Source organism: Pseudomonas sp. LARHCG127, from assembly GCF_052871455.1.
The window spans coordinates 716,173-742,529 of the sequence record NZ_JBIXJT010000001.1 but is presented as its reverse complement, the minus strand read 5'-3'; the positions used below and the strand labels follow the sequence as shown (position 1 = coordinate 742,529).

Below are 26,357 nucleotides of genomic sequence, written 5' to 3'. Positions count from 1 at the left end.
GGCGGAAGCATCATTTTCAGCAACGCGGCTTTACGTTCAGGTGAATAGAAAGGCATGACCATACTCTTGCCGCCCCCGAAATGCTTTTAGGAATTTGGAGAGGCGACAACTAGCCTGACACCGGGGGCATAGATCAAAAATGTGGGAGCGAGCTTGCTCGCGATAGCGGTGGGTCAGCAGTATTGAAGATGGCTGACACGCCGTCATCGCGAGCAAGCTCGCTCCCACAGAGGGGGATGCGTGTGGCATTCACTTACCCACCAGGCTTTGAGACGTCTCGCCATACTTGCCCAGTAACATGAGCGTCACCCCGTTGGTCCAGCCAAAGCCATCCTGCAATTCATACTCGCCGCCTCCCCCGCCATCGCCGCGTCCAGACAGGTCGTATTTTTCCACCAGCTTGTTTTCCTTGCCGTAGAGGTTCTCGACTTGCTGCAAGAAACGACTGCCGATCTGTTGCGCCAGCGCGGTGTGCTGGTAGCGCTCCAGCCCTTCCACCGCGACCCATTGCAGCGGTGCCCAGCCATTGGGTTCGTCCCATTGCTGGCCATTGCTGACCTGGGTGGTGGCGACACCTCCAGGGCGCAACAGGCCGTCACGCACCGCATCGGCGGTGCGATTGGCATGCTCGACAGAGGCCAGGCCCGTGTACAGCGGGAACAGCGTCGCGGCCGTGAGCCCTTGGCGTTGCTGGTTGCGTTGCCAGTCATAGTCCACGTAGAAGCCTTTATCGGTATTCCATAGATATTTCTCGATGGCCCGCTGGCGCAGTTCGGCGCGCCGGCCATAAGCCTGGACACAGGCCATGTTTTGCACCGTCTCGCAGGCTTTGGCGATGGTGTGCTCCAGATGATAGATCAGACTATTGAGGTCCACGGGCACGATGGCCGTGGTGCGAATGCTCGCCAGGTTCTGGCCGTCGTCCAACCAGCGCGAACTGAAGTCCCAGCCGCTTTCAGCGCCGGCGCGCAGATCACGCCAAACCTCCTCCTTGGGCCGCTCCGGCACCTGTTCGGCGGTGCTGACGTCTTGCAACCAGGACTCCTGTCGAGGCGTCGGGCTGGCATCCCAGTAGCGGTTGAGCACACTGCCATCGGCGAGCTTGACCACATGTCGGGCAGCGTCACCGGGCTTGAGCGCCTGGGCGCCCTCCATCCAATAGGCATACTCCTTCTGCAACTGCGGCAGGTATCGCCCATAGGCCTGCTCGCCTTCGATGCGCGCCTGCAACTCCACCATGTAGGCAAAGAATGGCGGCTGCGACCGGCTCAGGTAGTAGGTGCGATTGCCGTTGGGGATGTGACCGTAGGTGTCGATCATGTAGGCGAAGTTATCGGTCATCTGGCGGACCTGGGCCTTATCGCCGCTTTGCTCAAGCCCGAGCATGGTGAAATACGAATCCCAGTAGTACATCTCGCGAAAGCGTCCGCCGGGCACCACATACGGCTGCGGCAATGGCAACAGACTGCTGTAGGCCGGCACCTGGCTGTAGGAGCGGCTCAGCACCGGCCAGAGGTGGTCGATGTGTTCCTTGATCGGAGCGCCGGGCCTGGGGGCTGGGCTTTCGGCTGCGCCGGACTCGATGAAGTTGTCTTTCACGAAGGCCTTGATATCGAAGCCGTCGCGGCCCCGTTGGGCCAGGTAATCGGCGCGGATCCAGGCCGGATCACGGTTGGGCAATGCATCCACGAAATGCTTCTGGTCGGTGAATACCTGCCCACGCTGCACCGCTTCAAAAAGCTCGGGGTAGGCCTGGTCGGGGGGGAGATTGGCTCGTCCCTGGGCGTCGGCGTAGCTCCAGGTGGCAGGCGGTTGGCTTGAACAGGCCACGCACAGAAGCGCGGCAAAGGAGAGGCCGGTAAGGGCAATAGGTCGCATCAGAGGGTCCATCCTGTTTTTCATTCCTGACAAACCAGTGACCTGTCGAAATGGACCTGGGTTCAGTCAATGATGCAATGCCAGGCGACGCCCCGACCCCACTGGTCAGTCCAATTTGTTTTTTTATTAATTGGTCTTGCCAATATTTTTTTCGGCCTGTAGTTTCGGGCCAAGGTCATTGGTGCAGGTCACCGCTCACCTACAACAAAAAAGCGAGCCCGGTCCCGGCAACCGCGTGCCCGCCCCCCCTCCTCCCGCCTGCAGGCAGTCACTGCCTGGACGCCAGCCAAGGAGCATCGACATGCTGACGGTCATCTGTAACGAACCCGGCTCGCTCACCGCCATCGAGCGTGAGCGCCCCCTCAGGAAACCCGGGGAGGTGCTCATCCGGGTCAAGCGCGTCGGGGTCTGCGGCACGGACCTGCACATCTTCAGCGGCAACCAACCGTACCTCGAATATCCGCGGGTCATGGGCCACGAGTTCTCCGGGGTCGTGGAAGGTACCGACGAGGCCAGCGGCCTGGCTGTGGGTGACGTCGTCTATGTGATGCCGTACCTGTCCTGCGGGACTTGTATCGCCTGCCGCCAGGGCAAGACCAACTGCTGCACCCAGATCCAGGTGCTGGGGGTCCACTGCGACGGCGCGTTCACCCAATACCTGAGCGTTCCCCATGCGTTCGTTCACAAGGCGGCGGGGGTTTCCCTGGACCAGGCGGCGATGATCGAATTCCTCTCGATCGGCGCCCACGCCGTGCGTCGCTCGAACATCCAGGCGCAGAAACACGCCCTGGTGGTCGGTACCGGCCCGATCGGCATGGCGGCGGCGATCTTCGCCAGCCTGCGCGGTGCGAAAGTCACCGTCCTGGATACGCGTGAGGATCGCCTGTCGTTCTGCAGGCAACACCTGAATATCCACGCCGCCGTGCCCATCGGAGACGGCGACAAGCAGGCCCTGGCCGATCTGACCGAGGGCGATTTTTTTGACGTGGTCTTCGACGCCACCGGCAATGCACGGGCCATGGAGCGCGGGTTCGAGTTCATCGCCCACGGCGGCACCTACGTGATGATCTCGGTGGTTCGGGACTCGATCACTTTCTCCGACCCTGAATTCCACAAGCGCGAAGCCACGCTGATGGGCAGCCGCAACGCCACCCAGGAAGACTTCCGGTACGTCGAGCAATGCCTGCGCGACGGCTTGATTCCGGATGCAGCCCTGAACACCCACCGATTGACGCTGGGTGACGTGCCCCAATCGTTCGCTACCTTGCTCGACCCCAAGCAAGGTGTCGTCAAGGCAATCATCGAGTGCTAGGAATCGGAGGACGCCCCCATGAACCCGCCTTCTGCTTTGCTTGTTTTGACACCCGGTGATGATGTCGCGGTGGCCCGAGGCGATATCCTCGAGGGCCAGCCGGTGAGTGCCGACGGCCTCACCCTGATCGCCCGGCAAACGATTCCGTCCGGCCACAAGATCGCCTTGCGCAGGGTGCTGGTCGGCCAGCGGGTGCTCAAGTACGGGCAAACCATCGGCCAAGCCACCCAGGCCATCGAGCCCGGCGATCACGTCCACGTGCACAACCTGGACATGCCCACCGCCACTGCCGAACACAGCGTACGGAATGTTTATGTCCCCACGTCGTTGAGCGACAACCCCGCGACCTTCGAAGGTTACGTCCGCGAGGATGGACGCGTCGGCACGCGCAATTACATCGGGGTCATTTCCAGCGTCAACTGCTCGGCAACCGTCTGCAAGCAGATTGCCAACGCCTTTTCTGCCGAGCGCTTGAAAGACTTCGCCAACGTCGACGGCGTCGTTGCGATCACCCATGGCAGCGGCTGTGGCATGGGTGCCAAGGGCGAAGGCATCGATATTCTCCAGCGAACCTTGCGCGGCTATGCCGATCACGCCAATTTCGCCGGTGTGCTGTTGATCGGCCTGGGTTGCGAGGTCAATCAACTTACCCCGTTGATGAATGAACTGGGGGATCGCCCCGCGGCGCTCAAGGCCAGCCTGGTCATCCAGGACGAAGGCGGTACTCGCGACGCCGTGCGACGTGGCATCGCCCTCATTGAAGCGATGCTGCCCCTCATCGACCAATGCCAGCGGACGACCGTTGCCGCCAGCCACTTATGCGTCGGCTTGCAATGCGGTGGTTCGGACGGCTACTCCGGCATCACGGCCAATCCGGCACTCGGCGCGGCGGTGGACTTGCTGGTGCAACAGGGCGGCACGGCGATCCTTTCGGAGACACCGGAAATCTATGGGGCCGAACACTTGCTGACGGCCCGCGCCGCGTCGACCGACATCGCCGAAAAATTGATGGCGCGAATCCATTGGTGGGAAGCCTACGTCCGCCACAACGACGGTGACATGAACAACAATCCTTCGCCGGGCAACAAGGCCGGGGGCATCACCACCATCCTGGAGAAATCCCTGGGCGCCGTGGCGAAAGCCGGTGCGAGCGGGCTGATGGGCGTCTACCCATACGCTGAAACGATCGATGCCCGTGGCCTGGTGTTCATGGATACACCCGGCTACGACCCGGTGTCGGCGACCGGCCAGGTGGCGGGCGGCGCGAACCTGATCTGCTTCACCACGGGCCGCGGCTCGACCTATGGGTGCAAGCCCACGCCCTCCTTGAAAATCGCCACCAACACCCAGCTGTTCCAGCGCATGGAGCTGGACATGGACTTCAACGCCGGCGGCATCGTCGATGGCCTGGAATCGGTCGCACAGGCGGGCGAGCGGTTGTTCCGACTGATGCTGGCGACCGCGTCCGGGCACCGCACCTGCAGCGAGGAAAATGGCTTGGGCGATAACGAGTTCCTTCCCTGGCAGATCGGTGCGGTGATGTGACTGACGGAGTCATAGCCACCCTTTCCCTGTGAGAGCGAGCTTGCTCGCGAAAGCGGCAATACATTCAGCATTGATGCAAACAGGCCCACCGCCTTCGCGAGCAAGCTCGCTCCCACCATCAAGCGCCTATGGTAGCCTTTGCCGACTCTCCGATGGACGCTCACCCCATGGTCTCGCCGATCAACGCCGCCGAACGCAAGCCGTATCAGAAAATCGCCGATCAACTGCGCAGCTACATCGCCCAGGGGGATTTCAAACCAGGCGCTCGGCTTCCTCCCGAGCGTGATTTGACCCAACTGTTGGGAGTCTCCAGGCCGTCGCTTCGCGAGGCCCTGATCGCCCTGGAAATAGATGGCGACATTGAGATCAAGATGGGCTCCGGCGTCTACGTGCGCGCCATCTCCAAGGAGGCAAAGCACCCGAGCATGACCTTGGGCGAGAGCCCTTCGGAACTGATGCAGGCGCGGGCGTTGATCGAAGGTGAGTCAGTGATCCTGGCGTGTCTGCATGGCAAGAAAAGTGACTACCGCTATCTGCAGGACTGCATCGACGCCATGCGCGCAAGCATCGCCAACGGCCTGCCACCGTTGGAGGATGACCGTAAATTCCATCAGCGCCTGGCCAAGATGAGCGGCAACTCTGCCCTGGTGCGGATCATCACGGCCCTGTTCGATGAACGACACAACCCGATTTCGGCGCACCTGAGCAAGCATGCGGAAAATGCCCTGACGTGGGAAGCTGCGGTCGTCGAGCATGAGGCGATCCTGCACGCCGTGGCCCACAAGGATGTACTCGGTGCCCAAACCTCGATGCGCCAGCATCTGAGCCGTTCGGAGAACCGCTGGCTGAAAGCGCTGGAACCGGAAGACTCGGGCGACTAGTCCGGCGGTTTTGGGATCGTGGTTGACGGGTCAAATGCCATCGCGAGCAAGCTCGCTCCCACAGTTGATCGGTGGTGTACTTCGATGTTGCGGCCACCCAAGCCACTTGTGGGAGCGAGCTTGCTCGCGATGGCGGCGGCACAGTCGCCACCGCTTTCACAAGCAAGTTCACACCCCCGCTTGCCAAACCCAACGGCGTGCCGATATTGTCAGCACCATGAATCTCCCAAAGATCACCTCGACTACCACGACCACGACCGCCCAGGCGGGTCGTGAGGTGTCGTGAGCGAATAACACACGTATCTCAAAGGCCCGCCAGTCGATGGTAAGGGCCTTTTCTTTGCCCTTGCGTCGCTGGCCCAAACGCAAGGAAAGCACGATGCACGCACTGTTGATTCTCGATATGCAAGTTGGGTTGTTTCACGGCCCGGATAAACCTTGGGCAGGTGAAGCGCTGCTGGATACGTTAAATGCCCTGTTGACCAAGGCTCGCACCGCCGGCGCCCCTGTCTTCCTGGCTCGCCATGTCGGTCCGCCTGGCTCGCCTATCGAGCCGGGAAGTCCACTGACGCAACTGCTGCCGCAATTGCGGCTGGCAGGCAACGAGGTGATCTTCGAAAAAACCCGTCCCAATGCCTTTGCCATGACCGGTTTGGCCGAGAAATTGAAGGCCTGTGGCGCAGAAGGCGTGGTGATTGCAGGCATGAAAACCCAGTATTGTGTCGACAGCACGTGCCGTGCCACCCGGGACATGGGCTTCGATGCCGTGCTGATTGCCAACGGTCACACGTGCGCCGACACGCTGGACGTGGAGGCGCCAGTGATCATCGCCCATCACAACACAACGCTGGCCGGGCCCTTTTGCCGGGTCATCAGCGCCGAGGACTGGGATTTTTAACCCCACGTCAGAACATCGGCCCAGGCTGGGCCGATCCTGTTCAAACCAAAGGAGTGATCCACATGGAAGTCTGCAATCGGCTGCAACCCTCGGAATGCGTCAACATGGAGGACATCCGAGGCGAAATCGATGCCCTCGATCAGGCCGTCATCAAACTGCTGGGCAAACGTTTTCAATACGTACTCGCGGCCTCGAAGTTCAAGACGTCGGCGACATCGGTACGGGCGCCGGAGCGTTTCAAGGCGATGCTGGCGACACGGCGGGAATGGGCCGAGGCCGAGGGCCTGAGTCCGGACGCCATCGAGAAGATGTACAGCGATCTGGTGAGCCACTTCATTGCCGAAGAAATGAAACACTGGGCGGCCCAGCAACCCGACACCTGATCGTCATTTCCCGGTGGGGTCGCGAAGCGGCCCCAAACCAACCACCCCGCTTCGCCAGACACACCCCATGCTTTTTACAGCCTTACCGCATAGGCCGTATCTCAATACCTACAGCGTCTCGGACACTTTCTTGAACACCTCCTCAGGCACCCAACCCTTCCAATCAGCCGTATGGTTACGCAAGTAGTAACGCGCCGTTTGCTCGGGGGTTTCCTTGTGGGTGACCATTCGTGTTGCCAGCGTCCGGATGGTATCGGTTCCAACGAACATCGACTTCAAGAAAGGGATAACTGCCTGATGCTCTTTGGCGAATTGAGCCGACGTATATTTATTGAGGGAAATATCTGCGTATGCGCACGCTTGTCGACTCCCGACGCCCTCCTTGAACTGGGCGAGGCTAGCTTTGATGGCGTCCCAGCAGGCTTCGCTGTAGGGCGGTTCCTCAAGGCGTGTAAGGGCCAGTTCACCCATCAGCGGGCTAGGGTCCCAGTAATAGGTCATGAAGGGCTGGCCCTTCTCGTAAGCTGAAATAATCGCGGCGTTGAGCGCTGACTCAGACTTGAGTTCCACTGGCGTAAAAGAGCGATCCACCTCGTAAGTGGCCATTTTAATCAGGTTGATTTCCCGGCACGCCCAACTACTGATGCAGTTTAACCAAGTGGCCTTGCCCGATCCCGATGCGCGCTTGAATACCTCGGCATACTTGGGAAGGTCTTCGACACGTTTCAGATCAGGGGTCACAGGTTTGATTCCACGCTTGGCATCGCCCTTGATCATGTAGGTGGGCACGTAGAACGCCTGCGTGAGACGCTCATAAGTGGGACCGAAATCGAGGATGGCTTTCTTTGCCCGCTGATCCTCGACCCACTGAGGCATCAGCGACGTAAACATCTCCATATTGATATCGATGTCGCCCGTTTCCATCGCTTTTTGCATTTGCGCGATATCAAGACTGACCGACTCTACGTTCATACCGTATCCATGCTTGAGGATGTACATGGCGATATGATTGTCGATCTGGATATTTTCCCAGCCACCATCGTAGAACCGGATCGAGCGAGCGTCGGATGACGCGAAAGCCAAGTGAGGGGTCAGGCTTAGAACGAAGCACAGCGCAGTACGCAGGAAAAATGAAGGCATTGGAACTCTCCTATTGCTGGACGGTTTCTGCTGAGCGGCTGATGGTTGAAGGGGCGGAACTGGCGAGGGTTTCCACCACGAGACTGGCGATCAGGTCGCGCTGCCCTTCCACGAAGTAATGGTCTCCTGCACAGAACACCGATTTGAACGCATGAGTCGTATGCTCACGCCAGCCGGTGATGTGCACGCCCGTTGCGTACGGGTCGATACGCCCTCCAATCGAGGTAATGGGGACCTCGAGACGGGGGCTGGGCTCGTACAGATAGGTGTTATTGATTTCATAGTCAGCCTTGATGATGGGAAGCATCAAGTCACGCATTTCAGCGTCATCGAACAGCGCTTGATTATTGGCAAAATTCATTTCCTTGAGCATTGCAATGAGCTCGCCATCATCGCTCGCCGCCGGCTCACGATCCGACTCGTAATTGAACTGCAATACATCGGAAGCAAATTGATGCTCGTTGTAAAAGTGCGGTGCCCGACTCCCTGCGAAAATCAAATGCGTCGGGTGCAGGTTATGGACATTGACCAGGCGTTGAGCCACCTCGAATGCCTGTACACCGCCCAAGCACAGGCCAAAGAATGCGAACGGCCGATCCAGATAGGGAATCAGGTCAGGGGTCAGTTTTTTCACCAACTCTTCCATGCGGGTGTACGACTTTTCCCTCAGTCGTGCATTACGACCAGGCAGTTGCAGTAAGCAAAGCTCGATATGATCGGGCAACCGGTCCGCCCAACCCTTGAATACCGCAGGTCCGCCGCCTGCATAGGGAAAGCAGAACAAGCGCAGCGTTGCTTCTGGTCTAGGGAGTGGAATAACCACGCAGTCCGGCGTCTGCACCTCTTGCGACTCAGCAGGGTGACTGTCTGCTTGCTCGGCTGGGCTGCCTTGACGGACCGCCTCAAGGTGTTCAAGGACGAAGTCGTTGATATCGCTGAGGGTGGCACCGACGATAAGCCTGTCCAGGGGAAAGTTAATACCGAGCTTTTTCAGACTGTTGCGAAATTCGACAGTCATCAACGAATCAAACCCCATCATTGTGAGCGACTTGTCCACTGGACTTGCGTCGGCATCGAGATTGCCTGCCACCCGGGCCGCAACGGACATCAACTTGCTCCGGATGAATGCCTGACGTTGCTCGTCATCCAGCAACGACACCGCCTCGAGAAAGGGGACGGTGTCGCGCTCCACGATTGTGTGGTCCGCTGAGTGTTGCGCATCAATAAGCGATAGGTATGGCCAGTCGCTGGATTGTAAATGCGCCTTGTAAGGCGCCCAGTCGATCGGTGCGATACCGACGACACCTTGCGCACTCAGGTTGTCCCACAACTTTTGCAGGCCGACTTTCGCAGGAATGTAATTGATGCCTAACGTTGACAGGCGCTTCTTGAACACCTTATCGACCCGACTGGCCATGCCCTCGGATGACCACGGTCCCCATGCGATGCTTAAACCAGGCAACCCCGAACTGGCGCGGTTTTCCATGATGGCGTCCATTGCACTGTTGGCCGCAACATAGTTCGCCTGGCCCTTGAACCCCAGCGACGCGCTAATGGACGAGAAGCCTACGAAAAAATCCAGCGACTGGGCGCGGGTGACATGGTCCAGCACCTGAGTGCCCTGCAGCTTCGGCGCCAAGACATGCCGCAGAGAGGATGTGTTCAATGTCGAGAGGACCGCATCTTGCACAGTCCCCGCCAACTGCAGCACGCCGCGTAACGGCCATTGCAGGGCATCTATGTACGCCACCAACGGCTCAACAGCCTCAGGGGATGCGATATCCAGAGTGAGGTAGTCGATATCCACACCCTGGCGTCTAAACGCATCCAACATGGTCGAGCCAGTCGCTTCCAGCGGTTTGCGTCCGACCACCGCCAAATGACGGGCACCCTTTTCCACTAACCCTGCAAGGACCTCGCGCCCTAGCCCACCCAGCCCACCGGCGACCAGATAGGTCGCCTCTGGACTGATCGCCACAGGCCTGGAGGGTGCGGGCGACACCGCTACGAGTCGGGGCACATGAACGCGGGAATGACGAATAGCAAATTGATCTTCCTGCCCGTTTGCAAGCATCAATTGCGCTGCCAGGAGCAGATCGGCCTCGGCACTCTCGATGCTCGCAGGCAAGTCGATGAAACCGCCCCAGACAGCCGGCTCCTCCTGCGCGATCACTTTGGACAGCCCCCAGAGCGTGGCTTGCGAAACGTTGATCGACGAAGCAGCGGAACGCACGTTGACCGCTGCGCGCGTCACGACCCAAAGCCTGGCGGTCTCTGTCCCGGAGCTGGTCGTCAGCGCTTGCAACGTGGCCAACACGCTGTAGAGACCGGCATTCAGGGCACCCAGATCTGCGTTGCCTAAAGGATGGTTATCTGCAGACAATGGCTCGGTCCCACCGAGGTGAACAACGCCCCTGAGCGGGTTCCGCGCTGAAATGGGCAGTGTTCGAAACACCTCGTCGATATCTGAGGGGAAGTCCGACCTGATGTGCCAGGCAGTGGCGCTGACCCGACGGCAATCGGTGGCAAATATCGCGCGAACCCAGTGCTCGTCACAAATTGACAGGCCGTTGCGGATACCCTCGACGAGTTCGCTCGTCCCTCCAATGAACAGCCAGACCCCTGGGACGTTCTGATCGTCATGGGTGACTTGCGCTTGGGTGGGTTGCTGCACCCAGTCCACGGCCGTCATCCACTGAGGCTGTGGCGCAATGCGAGGGCCTATCCAATGAGGCACCCGCTGGAATGGGTAGCTGGGTGTGTCTATGCGTGTCGCCGTCGAGCCCTCTAAAAGGACCTCCCAGTCAAGTTCAATCCCGGCCTCGAACAAGCGCCCCGCGCTTTCCAGTATTTGTTCGCGATCAACGACCTTGCTGCTCAGACTCGTTATCCAGGTGGTCTGGTCGGCGTCATCAGGTTGCAGGCAGGCCGCTCCAATCGTCGACAACACCGCCTTCGGCCCGATCTCCAGGAACGTCCGGCCACCTTTTTTGAATGCTTCCCGGATGCAGTCCATGAAGCGTACTGGCTGGCGAACATGGTCAAGCCAATGCTCTGACGTCATCAGACGCTCTTTGGCTATTTCCCCGCTGACGTTGCTGATCAGTGGATAGCGCGGTGCCGACATGTCGATGCGCCCCAGAACGCGGGCAAAGGGCTTGAGCATCGGTTCCATCAGTTCGGAATGAAACGCATGGGAGACATTCAGGCGCGTGTACTTGATCTCCAGGGAGTCGAGCATGGGGTAGAGCCTGCTCAACTCGCTCAGGGCCCCGGAAACCACCACGCTGCCAGGGGCGTTGACGGCTGCGATGCTCAGATCAATGGCCTGCCGGGCCAGCAACTTGCGCACCTCGTCGTGGTTCAGCGAGACGGCTGACATGCCGCCATCCAGCGGGAGCGCCTGCATGAGGCGCCCCCGCTCGGCGACCAGGGTCATGCCATCTTCAAGACTGAACACGCCCGCCACACAAGCTGCCGAAAACTCACCGAGACTGTGCCCAAGCAAAATATCGGGGACAACACCAACGCTCAGCCAAACCTGAGCAAGGGAATACTCCAGCGCAAACAAGGCAGGTTGCGCATAGCGCGTCTGATCTATAAGCCCGGCGTCATCGCCTGGCGCAGGAAAAAGGATCGTGCGCAGGGACATTCCTATGCAGGTTCGCGCAATAGCATCACAACGATCAATAGACGCTCGAAACACCTCGTTATGCTGGTAGAGGTCTTTGCCCATGTCTGGAAACTGGGCACCCTGACCTGTGAACACGAAAACCAGCCCGGTCTCCTTGGCAGGGTCGACCCAATGAATATCTTTGTCTTCTTGTTGGAGTTTTGTCAGAAGGGTTTCTGGGTGGAGGGCCGACACGGTGTACCGAAAAGGGAACTCAGTCCGGCCGGCACGGGCGCTGTAACAGATATCGCGCAGCGACGGCACAGCCGGGCGTTCGAGCAATTCGCGATACTGGTTGATGAGGTCCGCCAGGGCGCCTCGTTCCTTGGCGCAAAGAGCCAGCAGGTAGGGACCATCGGACTCATTCTGCGAAGAAACCGATGTCAGGGGAGCCTCCTCGAGAATGACATGGGCATTCGTACCGCCCACGCCAAAGGAGCTCACGCCTGCGCGGCGGGGTGAATCGGTGGTCGGCCAGGGCAGCGTTTTGGCGCTGATGAAGAACGGACTGCCGTCCAGATGGATGTCCTTATTGGCGCTCTTGAAGTGCAGTGTGGCGGGAATTGTCCGGTGCTTGAGTGCCAACACCGTCTTGATAAAACCCGCCACGCCAGCCGCCGCGATGAGATGGCCGATGTTGGTTTTCACCGAACCCAATGCACAGGTATTTTCCTGGGCGCCGTGCTGTGCAAACACATCCATCAGCGCTTTGAACTCTATCGGATCGCCTAATGGGGTACCTGTACCATGGGCCTCAACAAAGCCGAGAGTCGCGGCGCTCACCTCCGCATTCTCAAGTGCCCGTTCAATGACTTGGGCTTGCCCTTGGGAACTGGGGGCGGCAAAGCTGACTTTATTGGAACCGTCATTATTGATGGCCGATCCCTTGATAACAGCCTGAATGGGATCACCCGCCTCCAGTGCATCGCTAAGCCTCTTGAGGGTGACCAGTGCCGCGCCACTTCCAAAGACCGTGCCCCGCGCGGCGGAATCGAATGCCCGACAGTGCCCATCTGGCGACTGGATCATCCCCTCTTGGTAGACATAACCCTGGGCATGGGGCACCAGGACGGTCACGCCCCCGGCCAATGCAACGTCGCACTCGCCCAGGAGCAGGCTCTGGCACGCCATATGAATCGAGACCAACGAGGTCGAGCACGCCGTCTGGATGTTCAGGCCGGGGCCCCGCAACCCCAATTTATAAGCGATCCGCGTCGACAGATAATCCTTATCGTTCCCCAGCAGATTCATGAAACCGGCGCTGCTGTCCAGAAAGCCGGTTTCGCTGATGTCCTCCTCCCCCATGACATTGGTGTGAAGGTAATCGTTGTTGCCTGCACCTGCGAACACGCCAATGTTCAAGGCCTCACGGTCCTTGCTGAATCCCGCAGCATCCAACGCCTCCCAGGCACACTCGAGTAACAGTCGATGCTGGGGGTCGGTAATCGCTGCCTCGCGTGCTGACATGTCGAAAAATCCAGCGTCGAACCGGTCGACATTGTTCAGACGGGCCGCCATGGCAACGTAGTCTTCCCGGTTAACCCGTTCAGCCGGCACCCCCGCTTCCAGCAAGGCGCCCAGAGAAATAGCCTCGATGGACTCGTGGCCCGATGTCAGGTTTTCCCAGAATTGCTCGATAGAGTCGGCACCCGGGAAGCGGCAAGCCATGGAAATAACGGCAATCTCATTTCCGTGATATCTGATGTCGCTCATCCTGTTCTCTCCGAAATTGAGGGTGACTTAGCCATGCGGCGCCTATAGCTGCTTCTGGCGTTTACGAGCTGCTGATTTAATGGCAGCGCTCCTGCGGCTATTACTGGAAGGAGTCACCAATTTCACGGGCGAGGCGTCATCCAATCCCAGCTTTCTGCTGATCAAGCGCGTTTGCGCGTCGATGCTGTTTTCTTCAAAAAGCTCGGTGACTTGAAGGTTCAAGCCAAAGGCATCGTTCAATGTCCTGGTCAGGTTTACGATGAGCAGAGAGGAGCCTCCCTGGGCAAAAAAACTCCGCCTGGGATGTACCGCAGGGGTCATCAGGATGTCGGTCCATATGCGCGTCAGGCGCTGTTTTACCGACAACGGTTGATCGTCTGCTGGCGGTGGCCCGGGTTGGACGTGAGGCGCCAGCCGCTCAAGCGCCGCGACATCCAGCTTTCCGTTGAACGTGAGGGGGAAACGTTCCAGGAAAACAAAATGGGCGGGGATCATGTATGAGGGAACATGGGTTCGCAGGGAATCCTTGAGTTTCTCGATAACGTCTTGCCGGATGGCGAGATCGTCGCCCCCCTTTGCAAAGACTGGCTCGACCGGCGCACTACCCACCGTGGGGCGAGGCTCAAAAAGGGGATCCCGGCTGTCAGGTGGCCCCACGAATACGTCCATCGTCCCCGCGGGAAGACTATCGCTCCAACGTACCCTGGCTTGACGATGCCGGTTAAAGGCCCAGCGGCGAATGTATTCGGGGTCGCAAGCTTCGTCTGGGATGATTGAGGGCGCGTTTCTGGAAAGCTGGACGTCCAAGCTGATCCTGGCGTTTGGAACACCTGTGAGCACAAACGCCGAAGGGGCGGATGCCAACCATTGACTCAGGTCCTGCTCGTATAGACGCTCCTGTTGATACGCATAGCGTGGGACCGGTTCCAGGGTCGTTCGGTCATCGGAGTCGAGCCTTATGATGACGTCGTAACGATAACGCGTCATTTCATCGCTGCCTTGCCCTGCTCGCAACTCGGTCTCTACGTTGACGATTCGCTCAAGCGTGTAGGCCACTTGCTTGATCTGCAAAGGATCGAGCCACAACTCCCCTTCTCCGATCACGGGAAGCGCACGCTGCAACTTTTTGCGGGTACGACTCGCGGCAGCGGACAAGATATGTTTCAACGATGCGTAGGGAACATCGCCGATCACAATCACGCCGCCTGCTTTGCACAACGCGGATGCTTTCTGAAGCACATCGACGAGGTAATCAATGCCTGGGAAGTACTGGATGACGGAATTCAGAAGCACGACGTCGAAAGGTGCCTCACCCAGCGTATCAAGTTCATGGGCCGCCATTCTTACCAGCGCAAATGAGGCTGTACTGTTATCGGCTGCCTCCAGCCGTCGTCGCGCTGACTCAATCGCCGCTTCAGAAGCATCGCAACCCACATAACGCCGGACACCTCTTTCCAACAGCACGGCGCCAGTCATCCCGATACCACAACCTACATCCAGTACTGAATGGTCTGAGAAAGCCAGGACACGAGAAGCTGTCGCCTGCACCCATTCACGCAAATCGCTGTCCGGGATCGGCTCGCCGGAGAAACTTGAGGTGTAGCCACTTTCGGCGCTGGCGATCTCATTTTTCTGCGCCGTCAGATAAGCCGCCTCCCACACGTCGAGCCACACCCCGGCATCCGCATCGCGCTGCTGCCCCAACGCTTTGTTATCCAGCACGACATAGGCGGCCAGCCTGTGGTCATCCTGAGTGTGTTCCACAAGCGTGACGACCGCCTGGCTGACGAGGTCGCACCTATGGAGGGCGGATTCGACCTCGCCCGGCTCGATGCGGTAACCGTTCAACTTCAGTTGTCGGTCTTTACGTCCAATGAAAACCAAGGAGTTATCGGGCTGCCGTCGAACCCGATCGCCGGTGTAGTAAGCCACTGAGGTACTGCTCGTTGCTTCAGTTGTCTTGAATTTCTCCAGCGTCAGATCGTCCCGATTGAAATAACCGGCACTGACCCCAGGCCCCTCGATCACCAGTTCGAACTCTAAAGGGTCATCTGAGGGACACAACTGAAAATGAGTACCCGGCAATGGCTGGCCTATGGGGACACTTGTGGAAGAACCGGTAAAGTCGTTGGCCTGTAATCTGTGACAGAAAGACCAAATCGTCGTTTCTGTCGGCCCATAAAGGTTCCATGCCGCCCGTGCCGACTGAAAAATTTTCTTGCCCAGCTCGACGGGCAATGTTTCACCGCCACACAACGCTCCGACGGCGCAGGTGCGGGGCCACCCCGCTGCTATCAGCAGTCTCCAGGTAGCTGGGGTGGCTTGAAGCAGCGCACGGTCACATTGGTCGAGTAATTTCGCGATCGCCTGTCCGTCCCTGGCCTGTTGCTCGCTGGCCAGGTACAGCGTTCCGCCTTGAGCCAAGGGCAGGAAAAATTCCAGGATGGAAATATCAAAGCCGTAGGTCGTCGTGGAAACCAGCGCGCCCCATGCCGAAAAATTGATCACCTCATTAATCGCAGATAAAAAATAGGCAAGATTTTCCCGACGGACCATCACCCCCTTGGGAAGACCCGTCGAGCCTGAAGTGAACAACATGTAGGCAAGCGAAACATCGTCGATAGCGGGTTCAAGGGGGAATATCGAATCGCTCCAATCGACGTCCTCGATATCTAAAAAAGCGCCCACCGGCCATCGTGAAAGATCAACGGGTTGGGATTTGATTACGGCATCGAGGTTGGCGAGCGTGGCGATAAGCTCATTACGCTGTAATGGCGAGTCAGGAGGGAGAGGAACAAAGATGGCCCCTATCGACAGGACCGCGGTCAGCGCGACGATCAGGTCAGGTTCCCGGGGCAGGTAGATCCCAATCTTGCTCCCCAATCCAAAGCCTTCGCGGACAAGGTGCTTGGCGAGCGCCTTTCTTCGGCTTGACAGTTCAGCGTAGGTCATCGGCTGCCCACGAGACATGATCGCGATTTTCTCGGGGTACTGATTCGCCCATGTATCGATTCTAGCGACAAGGTCCAGTGAAACGGATGAGTATTTGACGGGGTTTATTGGCGGCTGCATCATTCCAAGAACTCCTTCTACCGTGATCGGTACATAGAACTTAAATGGGTCATGCGCGCAGTACTAAATGACCAGTTGATGCATTTAGCACAACAGTAATAGTCACCCCTTAAAGCGAAGAGTGCCAACTGGACAAATATCGATTACTTGTAACTTAATAAAAACACGCCAACAAGAACAGTGCCAATCCCAACCTTCTGCACCACCGTTGTTATCTCCCTGTAAATCGCGATAGCTAACAACACAGTCACACCGGAGTACACCGAACTGATGGGCGTCACCAGCGATAGATCCCCCATCTTGGAAGCGAATATATAAAACACCCAGCCCGCATTGACCAACAATGAGTGCGCAAAGAAAATCCATCCGCGCCGCTGAGTCACGTCCCCTTTTTCCAGCTTGCCATTCCTGATCAATGCCAACGAAGTAAAAAGAACAGCCTGGGTTAATGCCGAGTAAAAGAAGGCATTCGTGACATCAAGTGTTTTTGCGGAAAAACCAAGTATAAAAAAGGCCACGCCAAAACCGGCCATGGCCAAGATAGCCTGAAGGAAGCCTTGCGAGCCGCCACGCAGTGATCGGAAGATATTGCCGGAGGTCATGACAATACCAACGAAAATAATAGATACGGCAATCCAGGCAGCCGGGGCCAACCTTTCTTGTAGGAAAACGATAGAAAAAAGGATAGTGACCAAGCTATAGGTAGAAGCAATCGGAGAAACCAAGGACAGGTTTCCGACTTCACACCCTCGCATGTAGAAATAATACCCTGATACGTAGGCGGCAGAGCTGCAGGTGATGATCAACACGGCATGGGTGTCGAACCTGAGCTGGCCTGAAATGATCAAATAGCCCCCCAGGAGAGAGGCCACCACAAAGGTAAATAGATTGCGAACCAGCATTGTTTTTGCGGTACCTAACTGGCGAATCATCAGGCTTTGAATAAAGTCTGAAATCCCCCAGCACAACATGACCATCAGCCCGCCAAAAACTCCGCTATCCATGCCGAATAAACTCCATCTCCATCAGACTTGCTGTGTTAACCAAGCCTTGTATTCATCGATTGCTGTTTCATCTCTCGAGTAAAATGCCCATTTGCCAATTTTGTTCACGCGCAAAAAGCCTGCTTGCTTCAATAGATCCAAGTGCCTGCTCACCGTTGGCTGACTCATGCCGAGCTTTTCAGTTATCAGTGTTACGCACACACCGATCAACGCGGGATCACCCGTCACTTGATGAGAGAAGTGCGCGCGGGGCTCCTTAAGCCATTGAAGGATTAGGATTCGAGGTTCACCCGCAAACGCTTTGGATTGTTCTATGTATTTATCGTGTGGATTCATCCTATCCTCATATAGCTAAATGTCAATGCGTTTTTTGGGATTGATTTGAATCATTCGCAATCACCTTATAACTTTAATTCGAGAATTTTCGTTATCACCTGCGGCCGCTGTTATATCGTCCAGCTTATGACGACTTGTCTCACATTCTGCACACCGGGACAGTGTGTCGCTTTTTCGAGTGTTACAAAAGGCATACAGAGATGAATGAGGAAGATCGTGGTGATTCATCAGCAAAGTGCCATCATGCCCTGCAGGCGCTTTAACGCCAAGGAGTGATGAGGTTGTGACGCTTGGATAGTCTGCATGAGCGGTGGGTTATGAACACTTCCCTTGCCACTGCCCTGTTCGTCGGTGAGATCGGAAGCAATCGCCAACAACATCCGTGCGCCTTTGGCTACAGATTCCCTCAGTGAACCGCTCAAAACCTAATGAGTGATCGACCACGCCAGAGGTAAATCAATGCCTTGGTTGTGTTGCGCTTCGTTCTGCTTCGCCAGCGCCAAGAATTCGAAGTTTGACACTACAAAGCCATCACCTATCGTTCCTCTCGAGACCGCACCCAAGGACCGGGTGGCCCGGACGCCTTTGCAGGCGCGGTCGTCACTGTCATTACCTCAAGGAGCAACAACATGTCTGGAGCGACCCAAACCATTGATGTGCTCGTCAACGTCGATGCCGATTACCTGCTAGCCCACCCCAACGACGTAGGCGGTGCGATTGCCATGCTGGTAACCCGCAGCGCCGTCGACAGCCATGCCAACATCACCAGTGGCGAAGGCGAAGGCGGTAACGAGTTGTGGTTCGACGTAAAACCCGGCGACATCATTCGCTGGCGCGCAACCACGCTGTCGCGCAACTTCGACCGCATCGCATTGATCAAAAACGTCGTGATCGGCGACCCTCATCAGGGCGGTGATTACAAGGGCACCATCTCGACCCCGCAAACTTTCAATATCCCCGGCATTCCAGTGCCCTATCTGGACAATGGCGCCCCCGGAGGCATCGCCAAGACCGATGTGACCTATACCGTCTGGCAGTCCACTGCACTGAGCCCGGGAAAGCTCTGGTACCAGATCGTCTTCGTTCTGCTGGACCGTAACCTGAACCAGATCGGCCCGAACAACACCTGGGATCCCTACATCACCGTCAATAATCAATAACTGAAATGCACACAGCCCCGGTCGGTTCCCTTCGTCGTTAACGATGGCGCCGGCCGGGGCTGTGTGCAGGTTCTACAGCATTTCCTTTCTAGGCCGCTTCTGCAAACTCCATCAATGCCGCCAATACCAACGGGTGCAGGACAGCGTCGGGATGTTTCGTTTGCCAGGCCATCAAGTCGCGACACATGGTCGGCGTCCAGAAGCTCTTGATGTGCTGGTATACACCACGCACCGCCACCGCGTGGTCCGGCTCACTGGCAAAATACTGACCGATCTGGTTGGCCATCTTGATCAGGCTTTCAGAGCTCATCGACGCACCTCCGCTTTCTCGGCATGACGACGTTCCCTCAGCAGGCGCCCTTGTTCATCACTGAACGCCTGGTAACGCTTCTGCCATTCCGAAGGCTGGCTGACCCGCACGATCTCCACCGCCGTGACCTTGTATTCCGGGCAGTTGGTGGCCCAGTCGGAGTTGTCGGTGGTGATCACGTTGGCGCCCGATTCCGGGAAGTGGAACGTGGTGTAGACCACGCCCGGTGCCACGCGCTCGGTCACCCTCGCGCGCAGTACCGTTTGCCCGGCACGGCTGCCGATGCCGACCCAGTCTTCGTCGACGATCCCGCGGTTCTCGGCATCGGTTGGATGGATTTCCAGACGGTCCTCCTCGTGCCAGGCGACGTTTTCGGTGCGCCGGGTCTGGGCGCCGACGTTGTATTGGCTGAGGATGCGGCCGGTGGTCAGCAGCAGCGGATAACGGTTGTTGACCTTCTCCTCGGTGGGCACGTAGCCGGTGAGCATGAAGCGGCCCTTGCCACGCACGAACTGCTCGATGTGCATGGTCGGCGTGCCGTCCGGCGCGGCATCGTTGCACGGCCATTGCAGGCTGCCGTGGCGCTCCAGTTCGGCGTAGCTGACGCGGGTGAACGTCGGCGTCAGGCGGGCGATTTCATCCATGATTTCCGAAGGATGGTTGTAGTGCATCTTGTAGCCCAGGGCGTCGGCCAGGGCGATGGTGGCTTCCCAGTCGGCCTTGCCGGCCAACGGGTCCATCACCTTGCGAACGCGGGAGATGCGGCGTTCGGCGTTGGTAAAGGTGCCGTCCTTCTCGAGGAACGAGCTGCCCGGCAGGAACACGTGGGCGAACTTGGCCGTCTCGTTGAGGAAGATGTCTTGGACGATCACGCATTCCAACGCGGACAGCGCGGCCGTCACATGCTGGGTGTTGGGGTCGCTCTGGGCGATGTCTTCACCTTGGCAATAAAGCGCCTTGAAGGTGCCGTCCAGCGCCGCCTCGAACATGTTCGGGATACGCAGGCCCGGGTCGGGTTGCAGGGTCACGTTCCAGGCTTGCTCGAACTCGGCGCGCACCGCTTCGTTGGAGATGTGCCGATAGCCGGGCAGTTCGTGGGGGAACGAGCCCATGTCGCAGGAGCCCTGGACGTTGTTCTGCCCACGCAGCGGGTTCACCCCGACACCTTCGCGACCGATGTTGCCGGTGGCCATGGCCAGGTTGGCAATGCCCATGACCGAGGTACTGCCCTGGCTGTGCTCGGTAACGCCGAGGCCGTAATAGATGGCCGCGTTGCCGCCAGTGGCGTAGAGCCGTGCGGCGGCGCGGATCTGCTCGGCAGGCACGCCACACACCGGGCCCAGGACCTCGGGCGAGTTTTCCGGCAGGCTGACGAAATCGCGCCAGCGGGCGAAGTCCGTCGCCTCGCAGCGAGCCTCGACAAAAGGCTGGTCTATCAAGCCTTCAGTGGCAATCACATGGGCCAGCGCGTTGAGCATCGCCACGTTGGTACCCGGACGCAGTTGCAAGTGCAGCTCGGCGCGGGCGTGGGGCGAATCCACCAGGTCGATGCGCCGTGGGTCGATGACGATCAGTCGTGCGCCCTGGCGCAAGCGGCGCTTGAGCTGGGAGCCGAACACCGGGTGCGCGTCGGTGGGGTTAGCGCCCATCACCATGATCACGTCGGCCTTCATCACCGAGTCGAAGTTCTGCGTGCCGGCGGACTCGCCCAGGGTCTGCTTGAGGCCGTAACCGGTAGGCGAATGACAGACACGGGCACAGGTGTCGACGTTGTTGTTGCCGAACGCAGTGCGCACCAGTTTCTGCACCAGGTAGGTTTCTTCGTTGGTGCAGCGGCTGGAGGTGATGCCGCCGATGGAATCGCGCCCGTACTTGAGCTGGATCCGGCGCAGTTCGCTGGCGGCGTAGGTGACCGCCTCGTCCCAGCTGACTTCCTGCCACGGGTCGTTGATGTGCTTGCGGATCATCGGTTTGGTGATGCGATCCGGGTGCGTGGCGTAGCCCCACGCGAAGCGGCCCTTGACGCAGGAATGGCCGTGGTTGGCCTGGCCGTTCTTGTCCGGGACCATGCGCACCAGTTGTTCGCCTTTCATCTCGGCGCGGAACGAACAGCCTACGCCGCAATAGGCGCAGGTGGTGATGACGCTGCGCTCCGGCTGGCCAATCTCCACGACGCTCTTGTCGATCAGGGTCGCCGTCGGACACGCCTGCACGCAGGCGCCACAGGACACGCATTCGGAATCGAGGAAATTGTCACCGCCGGCCGCTTCCACCCGGGAGTCGAAACCGCGCCCGGTGATCGTCAGGGCGAAGGTGCCCTGGATTTCCTCACAGGCGCGTACGCAGCGGCTGCAGACGATGCACTTGCTCGGGTCGTAGTCGAAATACGGGTTGGAAACGTCCTTGGCCTCGGCCAAGTGGTTGGCGCCTTCGTAGCCGTAGCGCACTTCGCGCAGGCCCACCTGCCCCGCCACGGTCTGCAACTCGCAGTTGCCATTGGCCGAACAGGTCAGGCAATCCAGCGGGTGGTCGGAAATGTACAACTCCATCACGTTGCGCCGCAGTGTGGCGAGCTTGGAGGTTTGCGTGCGCACCACCATGCCCTCCGTTACCGGCGTGGTGCAGGACGCGGGATAGCCGCGCATGCCGTCGATTTCCACCAGGCACATGCGGCAGGAGCCGAAGGCTTCCAGGCTGTCGGTGGCGCAGAGCTTGGGAATGGTGGTGCCGAGCATGGCTGCGGCGCGCATGACCGAGGTGCCGGCGGCGACGCTGATTTCGCGTCCGTCGATGGTCAGGCTGACCTGCACGTCGCTGTCACGCGCCGGGGTGCCCAGGTCGATATCGGTGCTGGGATCGAAAATGGTGATCATTGGTCAGCCTCCGTGGTCGCCAGACCGAAGTCGGCGGGGAAATGCTTGAGGGCGCTGGCGACAGGGTAGGACGTCATCCCACCGAGGGCACAGAGCGAACCGTATTGCAGGGTGTCGCACAGGTCCTGCAACAGCAGGGCCTGTTCCTGGCGGTCACCGACTTCGGTGCTGGCGATCAAGCGGTCCACCACTTCCACCCCACGGGTGGAGCCGATCCGGCACGGCGTGCACTTGCCGCAGGATTCCTCGGCGCAGAACTGCAAGGCGAACCGGGCCATCTGGGCCATGTCCAGGCTGTCGTCGGCGACCACCACACCACCGTGGCCGAGCATCGCGCCCATGGCGGCGAACGCTTCGTAGTCCAGCGGCGTATCGAATTGCGAAGGCGGCACCCAGGCGCCCAACGGCCCGCCCACTTGCGCGGCCTTCAGCGGCCGACCGCTGGCGGTACCGCCGCCATAACCTTCCACCAACTCCCGCAGGCTCAGGCCGAAAGCGCGCTCCACCAGGCCGCCATGACGGACGTTGCCGGCCAGTTGGAACGGCATCGTGCCCAGGGAACGGCCCATGCCGAAGTCGCGATAGAACTGCGCGCCCTTCTCCAGGATGATCGGCACCGAGGTCAGGGTCAGTACGTTATGCACCAGCGTCGGCAAGCCGAACAGGCCTTGCAGCGCCGGCAGCGGCGGCTTGGCGCGCACCGTGCCGCGCTTGCCCTCGAGGGATTCCAGCAGCGCCGTCTCCTCGCCACAGATATAGGCGCCGGCGCCGACCCGCACTTCCAGCTCGAAGGCGCGACCGCTGCCGCTCACGTTCGCGCCCAGGTAACCGGCCTCGCGAGCGATGTGCAGCGCGTAGTTCAGCGTACTGACGGCGTCCGGGTATTCCGAACGCACATAGATGTAGCCCATGGTCGCGCCCACGGCGATGCCGGCGATGATCATGCCTTCGATCAGCAGGAAGGGGTCGCCTTCCATCAGCATGCGGTCGGCGAACGTACCGGAGTCGCCTTCGTCGGCATTGCAGACCACGTACTTCTGCGGCCCCTGCGCATCGCGCACGGTGCGCCACTTGATGCCCGCCGGGAACGCCGCGCCGCCGCGACCGCGCAGGCCGGAATCCAGCACGCTGGCGACCACCTCGGCGCCATCCATCTGGATCGCCCGGGCCAGGCCGAGAAATCCGCCTTGGGCACGATAGTCATCGAGGGACAAGGGCTGGGTGATGCCAGCACGGGCAAACAACAGGCGCTGCTGGCTTTTCAGATAAGGAATGTTCTCCACCAGTCCCAGGGCAGCGGGATGGCTGCCCGGATCATGGGCAAGCGCATCGAGCAGGGCCGGCACGTCTTGGGCCGTGACCGGGCCAAAACCCAAGCGCCCTTCAGGCGTTTCCAACTCAACCAGCGGCTCCAACCAATAGAGGCCACGGGAACTGGTCCGCAACACCTGCAACGGCAACTGTCGACGTTCAGCCTCAACGGTCAACGCAGCCGCGACCTTGTCCGCGCCCACCGCACGGGCCACCGAATCGCGGGGGATACAGAGCGTCAGCATGCGCCCTCCTCCCTGCAGTCATTCACCAACTGACGCAGGCGCTCGGGCGTGATCCGCGCATGCAACTCCCCGTCCAGTTCCAGGGCCGGCGAGCAGACGCAGGCGCCCAGGCAGTAGACCGGCCGCAGGCTGATACTGCCGTCGGCGCTGGTGCCGTGATCGTCCAGCGCCAGTTGCTCGCGCAACTGCGCAGCCAGGGCTTCGGCGCCCATGCTCTTGCAGGACTCGGCCCGGCACAGGCGCAGGGTATGGCGCGCCGGCGGCGTGGTGCGGAAATCGTGGTAGAAACTGATGACCCCGCGCACTTCAGCCAGGCTGAGGTTCAGGGCGTGGGCGATCTCCGGGACGGCGCTGTCGGGGACATACCCGCAGCCTGCCTGGATGGCATGGAGAATGGGCAGCAAGGCACCGGGGGTGTCCTTTTCGCGCGCAAGCACGCTGTGGATCAAAGGCAGGTGAAGCGTCTCATCGGGCATAAACGTACCTCGGCATCTCGAACGACACCGCCGCATAGCGGCAGCCGTCCGGAGTCTTGGCTGCGGCGTCCGGCCCACGTCACGGTAGCGTGGCACATCCGATCGCCATTCTCGCTCTCCGGCCAGGTGTCTTTGGCGCACCTGGTCCGGGGCATCCTCACAGCTTGCCACTCCCGGGGGTTGGCGATTGCACATGGACGACGAAACGTGTTCTAAAAGCGACTTGAGTAGACGAACGATGTCGCCCAGGCCTCATGAGTCCGATTGTAGACACCGAATCAATGGAGGTGACTCTACCGGAGCGCAAAGGTAAAACTATATAGCGAGTATCACGATGCCGCCGATTATCAAGGTATACGGCATGGAGACAATATAGAGATAGCGATCAACATCTGACTAAGGATGTGAAGGTGGGAATCCATAGCAAACCATCGCCGCCGTCACGTCAGATAATAGGCATAAGGAAGTTATCAAAAGGATATGCAATATCAATAGCGCACAAGAGCACTGATTTGTCCTGACATCGGCGACACGAATATCGCCTACTCAATCAGTGCTCTCCCCCCAACCTTTACCAGGCGCCACTGAAGCCTGAAGTCAAATACCGCCCCCCTTAACAGGCGCCGACCTTTAATATGCCATTGCAATTGCTTAATTTGGACACGTCCTCGGGGGAGAATCTGACTGTTTGGTTCGTGTTGTTTCCTTCCACACGGTACTGTCCTGAATTGGCGCCTGGCGCTAGGTGAGTCCCTATCCCAGCACAACGTTTTTTCAAAGTACACATATTCGTCTGTGGATCGTAAGTTGTCCAATCCAGTCCGCTGCAGCTAGCTCTCGCTGACGACTCGTTCCACGCAGCCTCGCAAGCCGGATCATGACCTGCAGCCTGCGCATGACTATATTGCAATGAAAAAATAACAAACAACGCAATGCACGATTTAGAAATATTCATTTTCTTGCCCCTCCACATATTTTTCGATAGCGAATAGGTTATTAACCACCCTGTCGCCGAGTTGGTATTAAGGTAGAAATCTCGATACGACTCAAATAATGCCCTAACAACAAGATCAACGAACCTGTAAAATCTGACAGTTCTTTAGATTTTTTTGTTTCCAAACACGTTTCACATAATCGTAAAAAACATGCGTGCTCGTGTTTGCCCTGAAAGAACTCATCAGGTCAAAAATCGGCATTGCGCAGCGCATTGGCTACTAGGGTAAACGCAGGCGAAGGCTGCCGTCGGCTAGGATAGTACAAATAGTAGCCTGGAAACGGCGGGCACCAGTCCTCCAGGACGCGAACCAGTCGGCCCGCCTGGAGATGCGGTTCGAATTCCTCTTCGGGCAAGTACGCAACTCCCAATCCCGCCAATGCGGCCTCGACGATGTGAGTCGAGGTGTTGAAGATGAGCTGCCCAGCTACCCGAACGTTGGCCTGCTTGCCGCGCCGCTCGAAATCCCAGACGTAAAGCCCGCCTGAGGTCGGCATGCGCTGGTTGATACAACGATGGCCGAGCAGATCGCGGGGACTTTTGGGGACGGTGCGAGTGGCAAAGTATCCAGGCGACGCCACTGCAGCCATTCGCAATGCAGGGCCTATCGGCACTGCCACCATGTCCTTGTCGATGGTGTCGCCCAAGCGTACCCCCGCATCGAAACGGTCCGCGACGATGTCACGAAATCCGTAGCTGACGTCAAATTCCACGTTGATGTCCGGGTAGTCGTGCAGCAACCCGGTCAGTTTCGGCAGCAAGGTGGTACGCAAGACATGGTCGCCGCACGTAATGCGGACAATCCCGGCGGGCTTGTCGCGCATTTCCGTGAGCATCGCCAGTTCGGCTTCGATCTCATCGAAACGATTTCCGATGGCGTTCAGCAGGCGTTCGCCCGCGACGGTCGGCGAAACGCTGCGGGTGGTCCGCGTAAGCAAGCGGATTTGCAGGCGTGCTTCCAGGCCAGTGATCGACTGGCTCAGCGCCGACTGGGTGACGCCCAATGCGCCGGCAGCCCGGGTGAAGCTGCCCTCCCTCGCCACCGTGACGAAAGACAGCAGATCGTTGAGATTTCTTTTGACCATGGCGAAAGCACTTTTGGCGGATTGATTAGCCTTGCTTATAGCCTCGTTAAGCATTCATTAGCTAGTCG

Annotated in this window: 17 protein-coding genes; 6 read left to right on the top strand and 11 right to left on the bottom strand. The window is 58.9% G+C overall.

The window, feature by feature from the left end:
• Nucleotides 1-249: 249 nt before the first annotated feature.
• Nucleotides 250-1,878, bottom strand: a complete 1,629-nt coding sequence (treA, locus tag ACIPQ1_RS03370) for an alpha,alpha-trehalase TreA (RefSeq protein ID WP_446533600.1) — start codon at nt 1,876-1,878, stop codon at nt 250-252.
• Nucleotides 1,879-2,179: 301 nt separating this feature from the next.
• Between treA and ACIPQ1_RS03365 the strand changes: the two genes are divergently transcribed.
• The 5 genes from ACIPQ1_RS03365 (at nt 2,180) to ACIPQ1_RS03345 (ending at nt 6,897) form a co-directional block, all read left to right on the top strand.
• The gene (locus ACIPQ1_RS03365) at nt 2,180-3,190 is read left to right on the top strand and encodes a zinc-binding alcohol dehydrogenase family protein (RefSeq protein WP_411387324.1); all 1,011 of its coding nucleotides are present in this window, start codon (nt 2,180-2,182) and stop codon (nt 3,188-3,190) included.
• A gap of 18 nt (nt 3,191-3,208) precedes the next feature.
• Entirely contained in the window at nt 3,209-4,735 is a 1,527-nt protein-coding gene (locus ACIPQ1_RS03360) for a UxaA family hydrolase (RefSeq protein WP_411387323.1), read from the top strand.
• A gap of 167 nt (nt 4,736-4,902) precedes the next feature.
• Nucleotides 4,903-5,616 (top strand): FadR/GntR family transcriptional regulator, encoded by a 714-nt coding sequence (locus tag ACIPQ1_RS03355; RefSeq protein ID WP_250961508.1) that lies wholly within the window; start codon nt 4,903-4,905, stop codon nt 5,614-5,616.
• 379 nt (nt 5,617-5,995) lie between these two features.
• Nucleotides 5,996-6,514: a cysteine hydrolase family protein gene (locus ACIPQ1_RS03350; protein WP_446533599.1), complete on the top strand. Its 519-nt coding sequence runs from the start codon at nt 5,996-5,998 to the stop codon at nt 6,512-6,514.
• Nucleotides 6,515-6,576: 62 nt separating this feature from the next.
• Nucleotides 6,577-6,897: an isochorismate lyase gene (locus ACIPQ1_RS03345; RefSeq protein ID WP_446533598.1), complete on the top strand. Its 321-nt coding sequence runs from the start codon at nt 6,577-6,579 to the stop codon at nt 6,895-6,897.
• Nucleotides 6,898-7,005: 108 nt separating this feature from the next.
• Here ACIPQ1_RS03345 and ACIPQ1_RS03340 read toward each other — a convergent pair whose 3' ends face one another.
• The 5 genes from ACIPQ1_RS03340 to ACIPQ1_RS03320 form a co-directional block, all read right to left on the bottom strand.
• The gene (locus ACIPQ1_RS03340) at nt 7,006-8,037 is read right to left on the bottom strand and encodes a glycine betaine ABC transporter substrate-binding protein (protein ID WP_446533597.1); all 1,032 of its coding nucleotides are present in this window, start codon (nt 8,035-8,037) and stop codon (nt 7,006-7,008) included.
• A 10-nt stretch (nt 8,038-8,047) separates the two neighbouring features.
• A complete protein-coding gene (locus ACIPQ1_RS03335) occupies nt 8,048-13,423 on the bottom strand; it encodes an SDR family NAD(P)-dependent oxidoreductase (RefSeq protein ID WP_446533596.1) in 5,376 nt (1,791 codons plus the stop codon).
• A 42-nt stretch (nt 13,424-13,465) separates the two neighbouring features.
• Complete coding sequence (locus ACIPQ1_RS03330) at nt 13,466-16,498, bottom strand: AMP-binding protein (RefSeq protein WP_411387318.1); 3,033 nt, start codon at nt 16,496-16,498, stop codon at nt 13,466-13,468.
• Nucleotides 16,499-16,638: 140 nt separating this feature from the next.
• Nucleotides 16,639-17,499, bottom strand: coding sequence for a DMT family transporter (locus ACIPQ1_RS03325; RefSeq protein WP_250961350.1), 861 nt, complete (start codon nt 17,497-17,499; stop codon nt 16,639-16,641).
• Between the two features lie 21 nt (nt 17,500-17,520).
• Nucleotides 17,521-17,835: an ArsR/SmtB family transcription factor gene (locus ACIPQ1_RS03320; protein ID WP_250961351.1), complete on the bottom strand. Its 315-nt coding sequence runs from the start codon at nt 17,833-17,835 to the stop codon at nt 17,521-17,523.
• Nucleotides 17,836-18,464: 629 nt separating this feature from the next.
• Here ACIPQ1_RS03320 and ACIPQ1_RS03315 point away from each other — a divergent pair.
• Entirely contained in the window at nt 18,465-18,995 is a 531-nt protein-coding gene (locus ACIPQ1_RS03315; protein ID WP_250961352.1) for an AidA/PixA family protein, read from the top strand.
• An 88-nt stretch (nt 18,996-19,083) separates the two neighbouring features.
• Here ACIPQ1_RS03315 and ACIPQ1_RS03310 read toward each other — a convergent pair whose 3' ends face one another.
• The 5 genes from ACIPQ1_RS03310 to ACIPQ1_RS03290 form a co-directional block, all read right to left on the bottom strand.
• Nucleotides 19,084-19,305 (bottom strand): formate dehydrogenase subunit delta, encoded by a 222-nt coding sequence (locus ACIPQ1_RS03310; protein WP_186704808.1) that lies wholly within the window; start codon nt 19,303-19,305, stop codon nt 19,084-19,086.
• Entirely contained in the window at nt 19,302-22,178 is a 2,877-nt protein-coding gene (gene fdhF, locus ACIPQ1_RS03305) for a formate dehydrogenase subunit alpha (RefSeq protein WP_446533595.1), read from the bottom strand. The genes ACIPQ1_RS03310 and fdhF overlap by 4 nt, the downstream gene beginning before the upstream one ends.
• Complete coding sequence (locus ACIPQ1_RS03300; RefSeq protein ID WP_446533594.1) at nt 22,175-23,734, bottom strand: formate dehydrogenase beta subunit; 1,560 nt, start codon at nt 23,732-23,734, stop codon at nt 22,175-22,177. The genes fdhF and ACIPQ1_RS03300 overlap by 4 nt, the downstream gene beginning before the upstream one ends.
• Nucleotides 23,728-24,210 (bottom strand): formate dehydrogenase subunit gamma, encoded by a 483-nt coding sequence (locus ACIPQ1_RS03295; RefSeq protein WP_092441683.1) that lies wholly within the window; start codon nt 24,208-24,210, stop codon nt 23,728-23,730. The genes ACIPQ1_RS03300 and ACIPQ1_RS03295 overlap by 7 nt, the downstream gene beginning before the upstream one ends.
• A gap of 1,182 nt (nt 24,211-25,392) precedes the next feature.
• Nucleotides 25,393-26,289, bottom strand: coding sequence for a LysR family transcriptional regulator (locus ACIPQ1_RS03290; protein WP_411387315.1), 897 nt, complete (start codon nt 26,287-26,289; stop codon nt 25,393-25,395).
• Between the last annotated feature and the right edge of the window lie 68 nt (nt 26,290-26,357).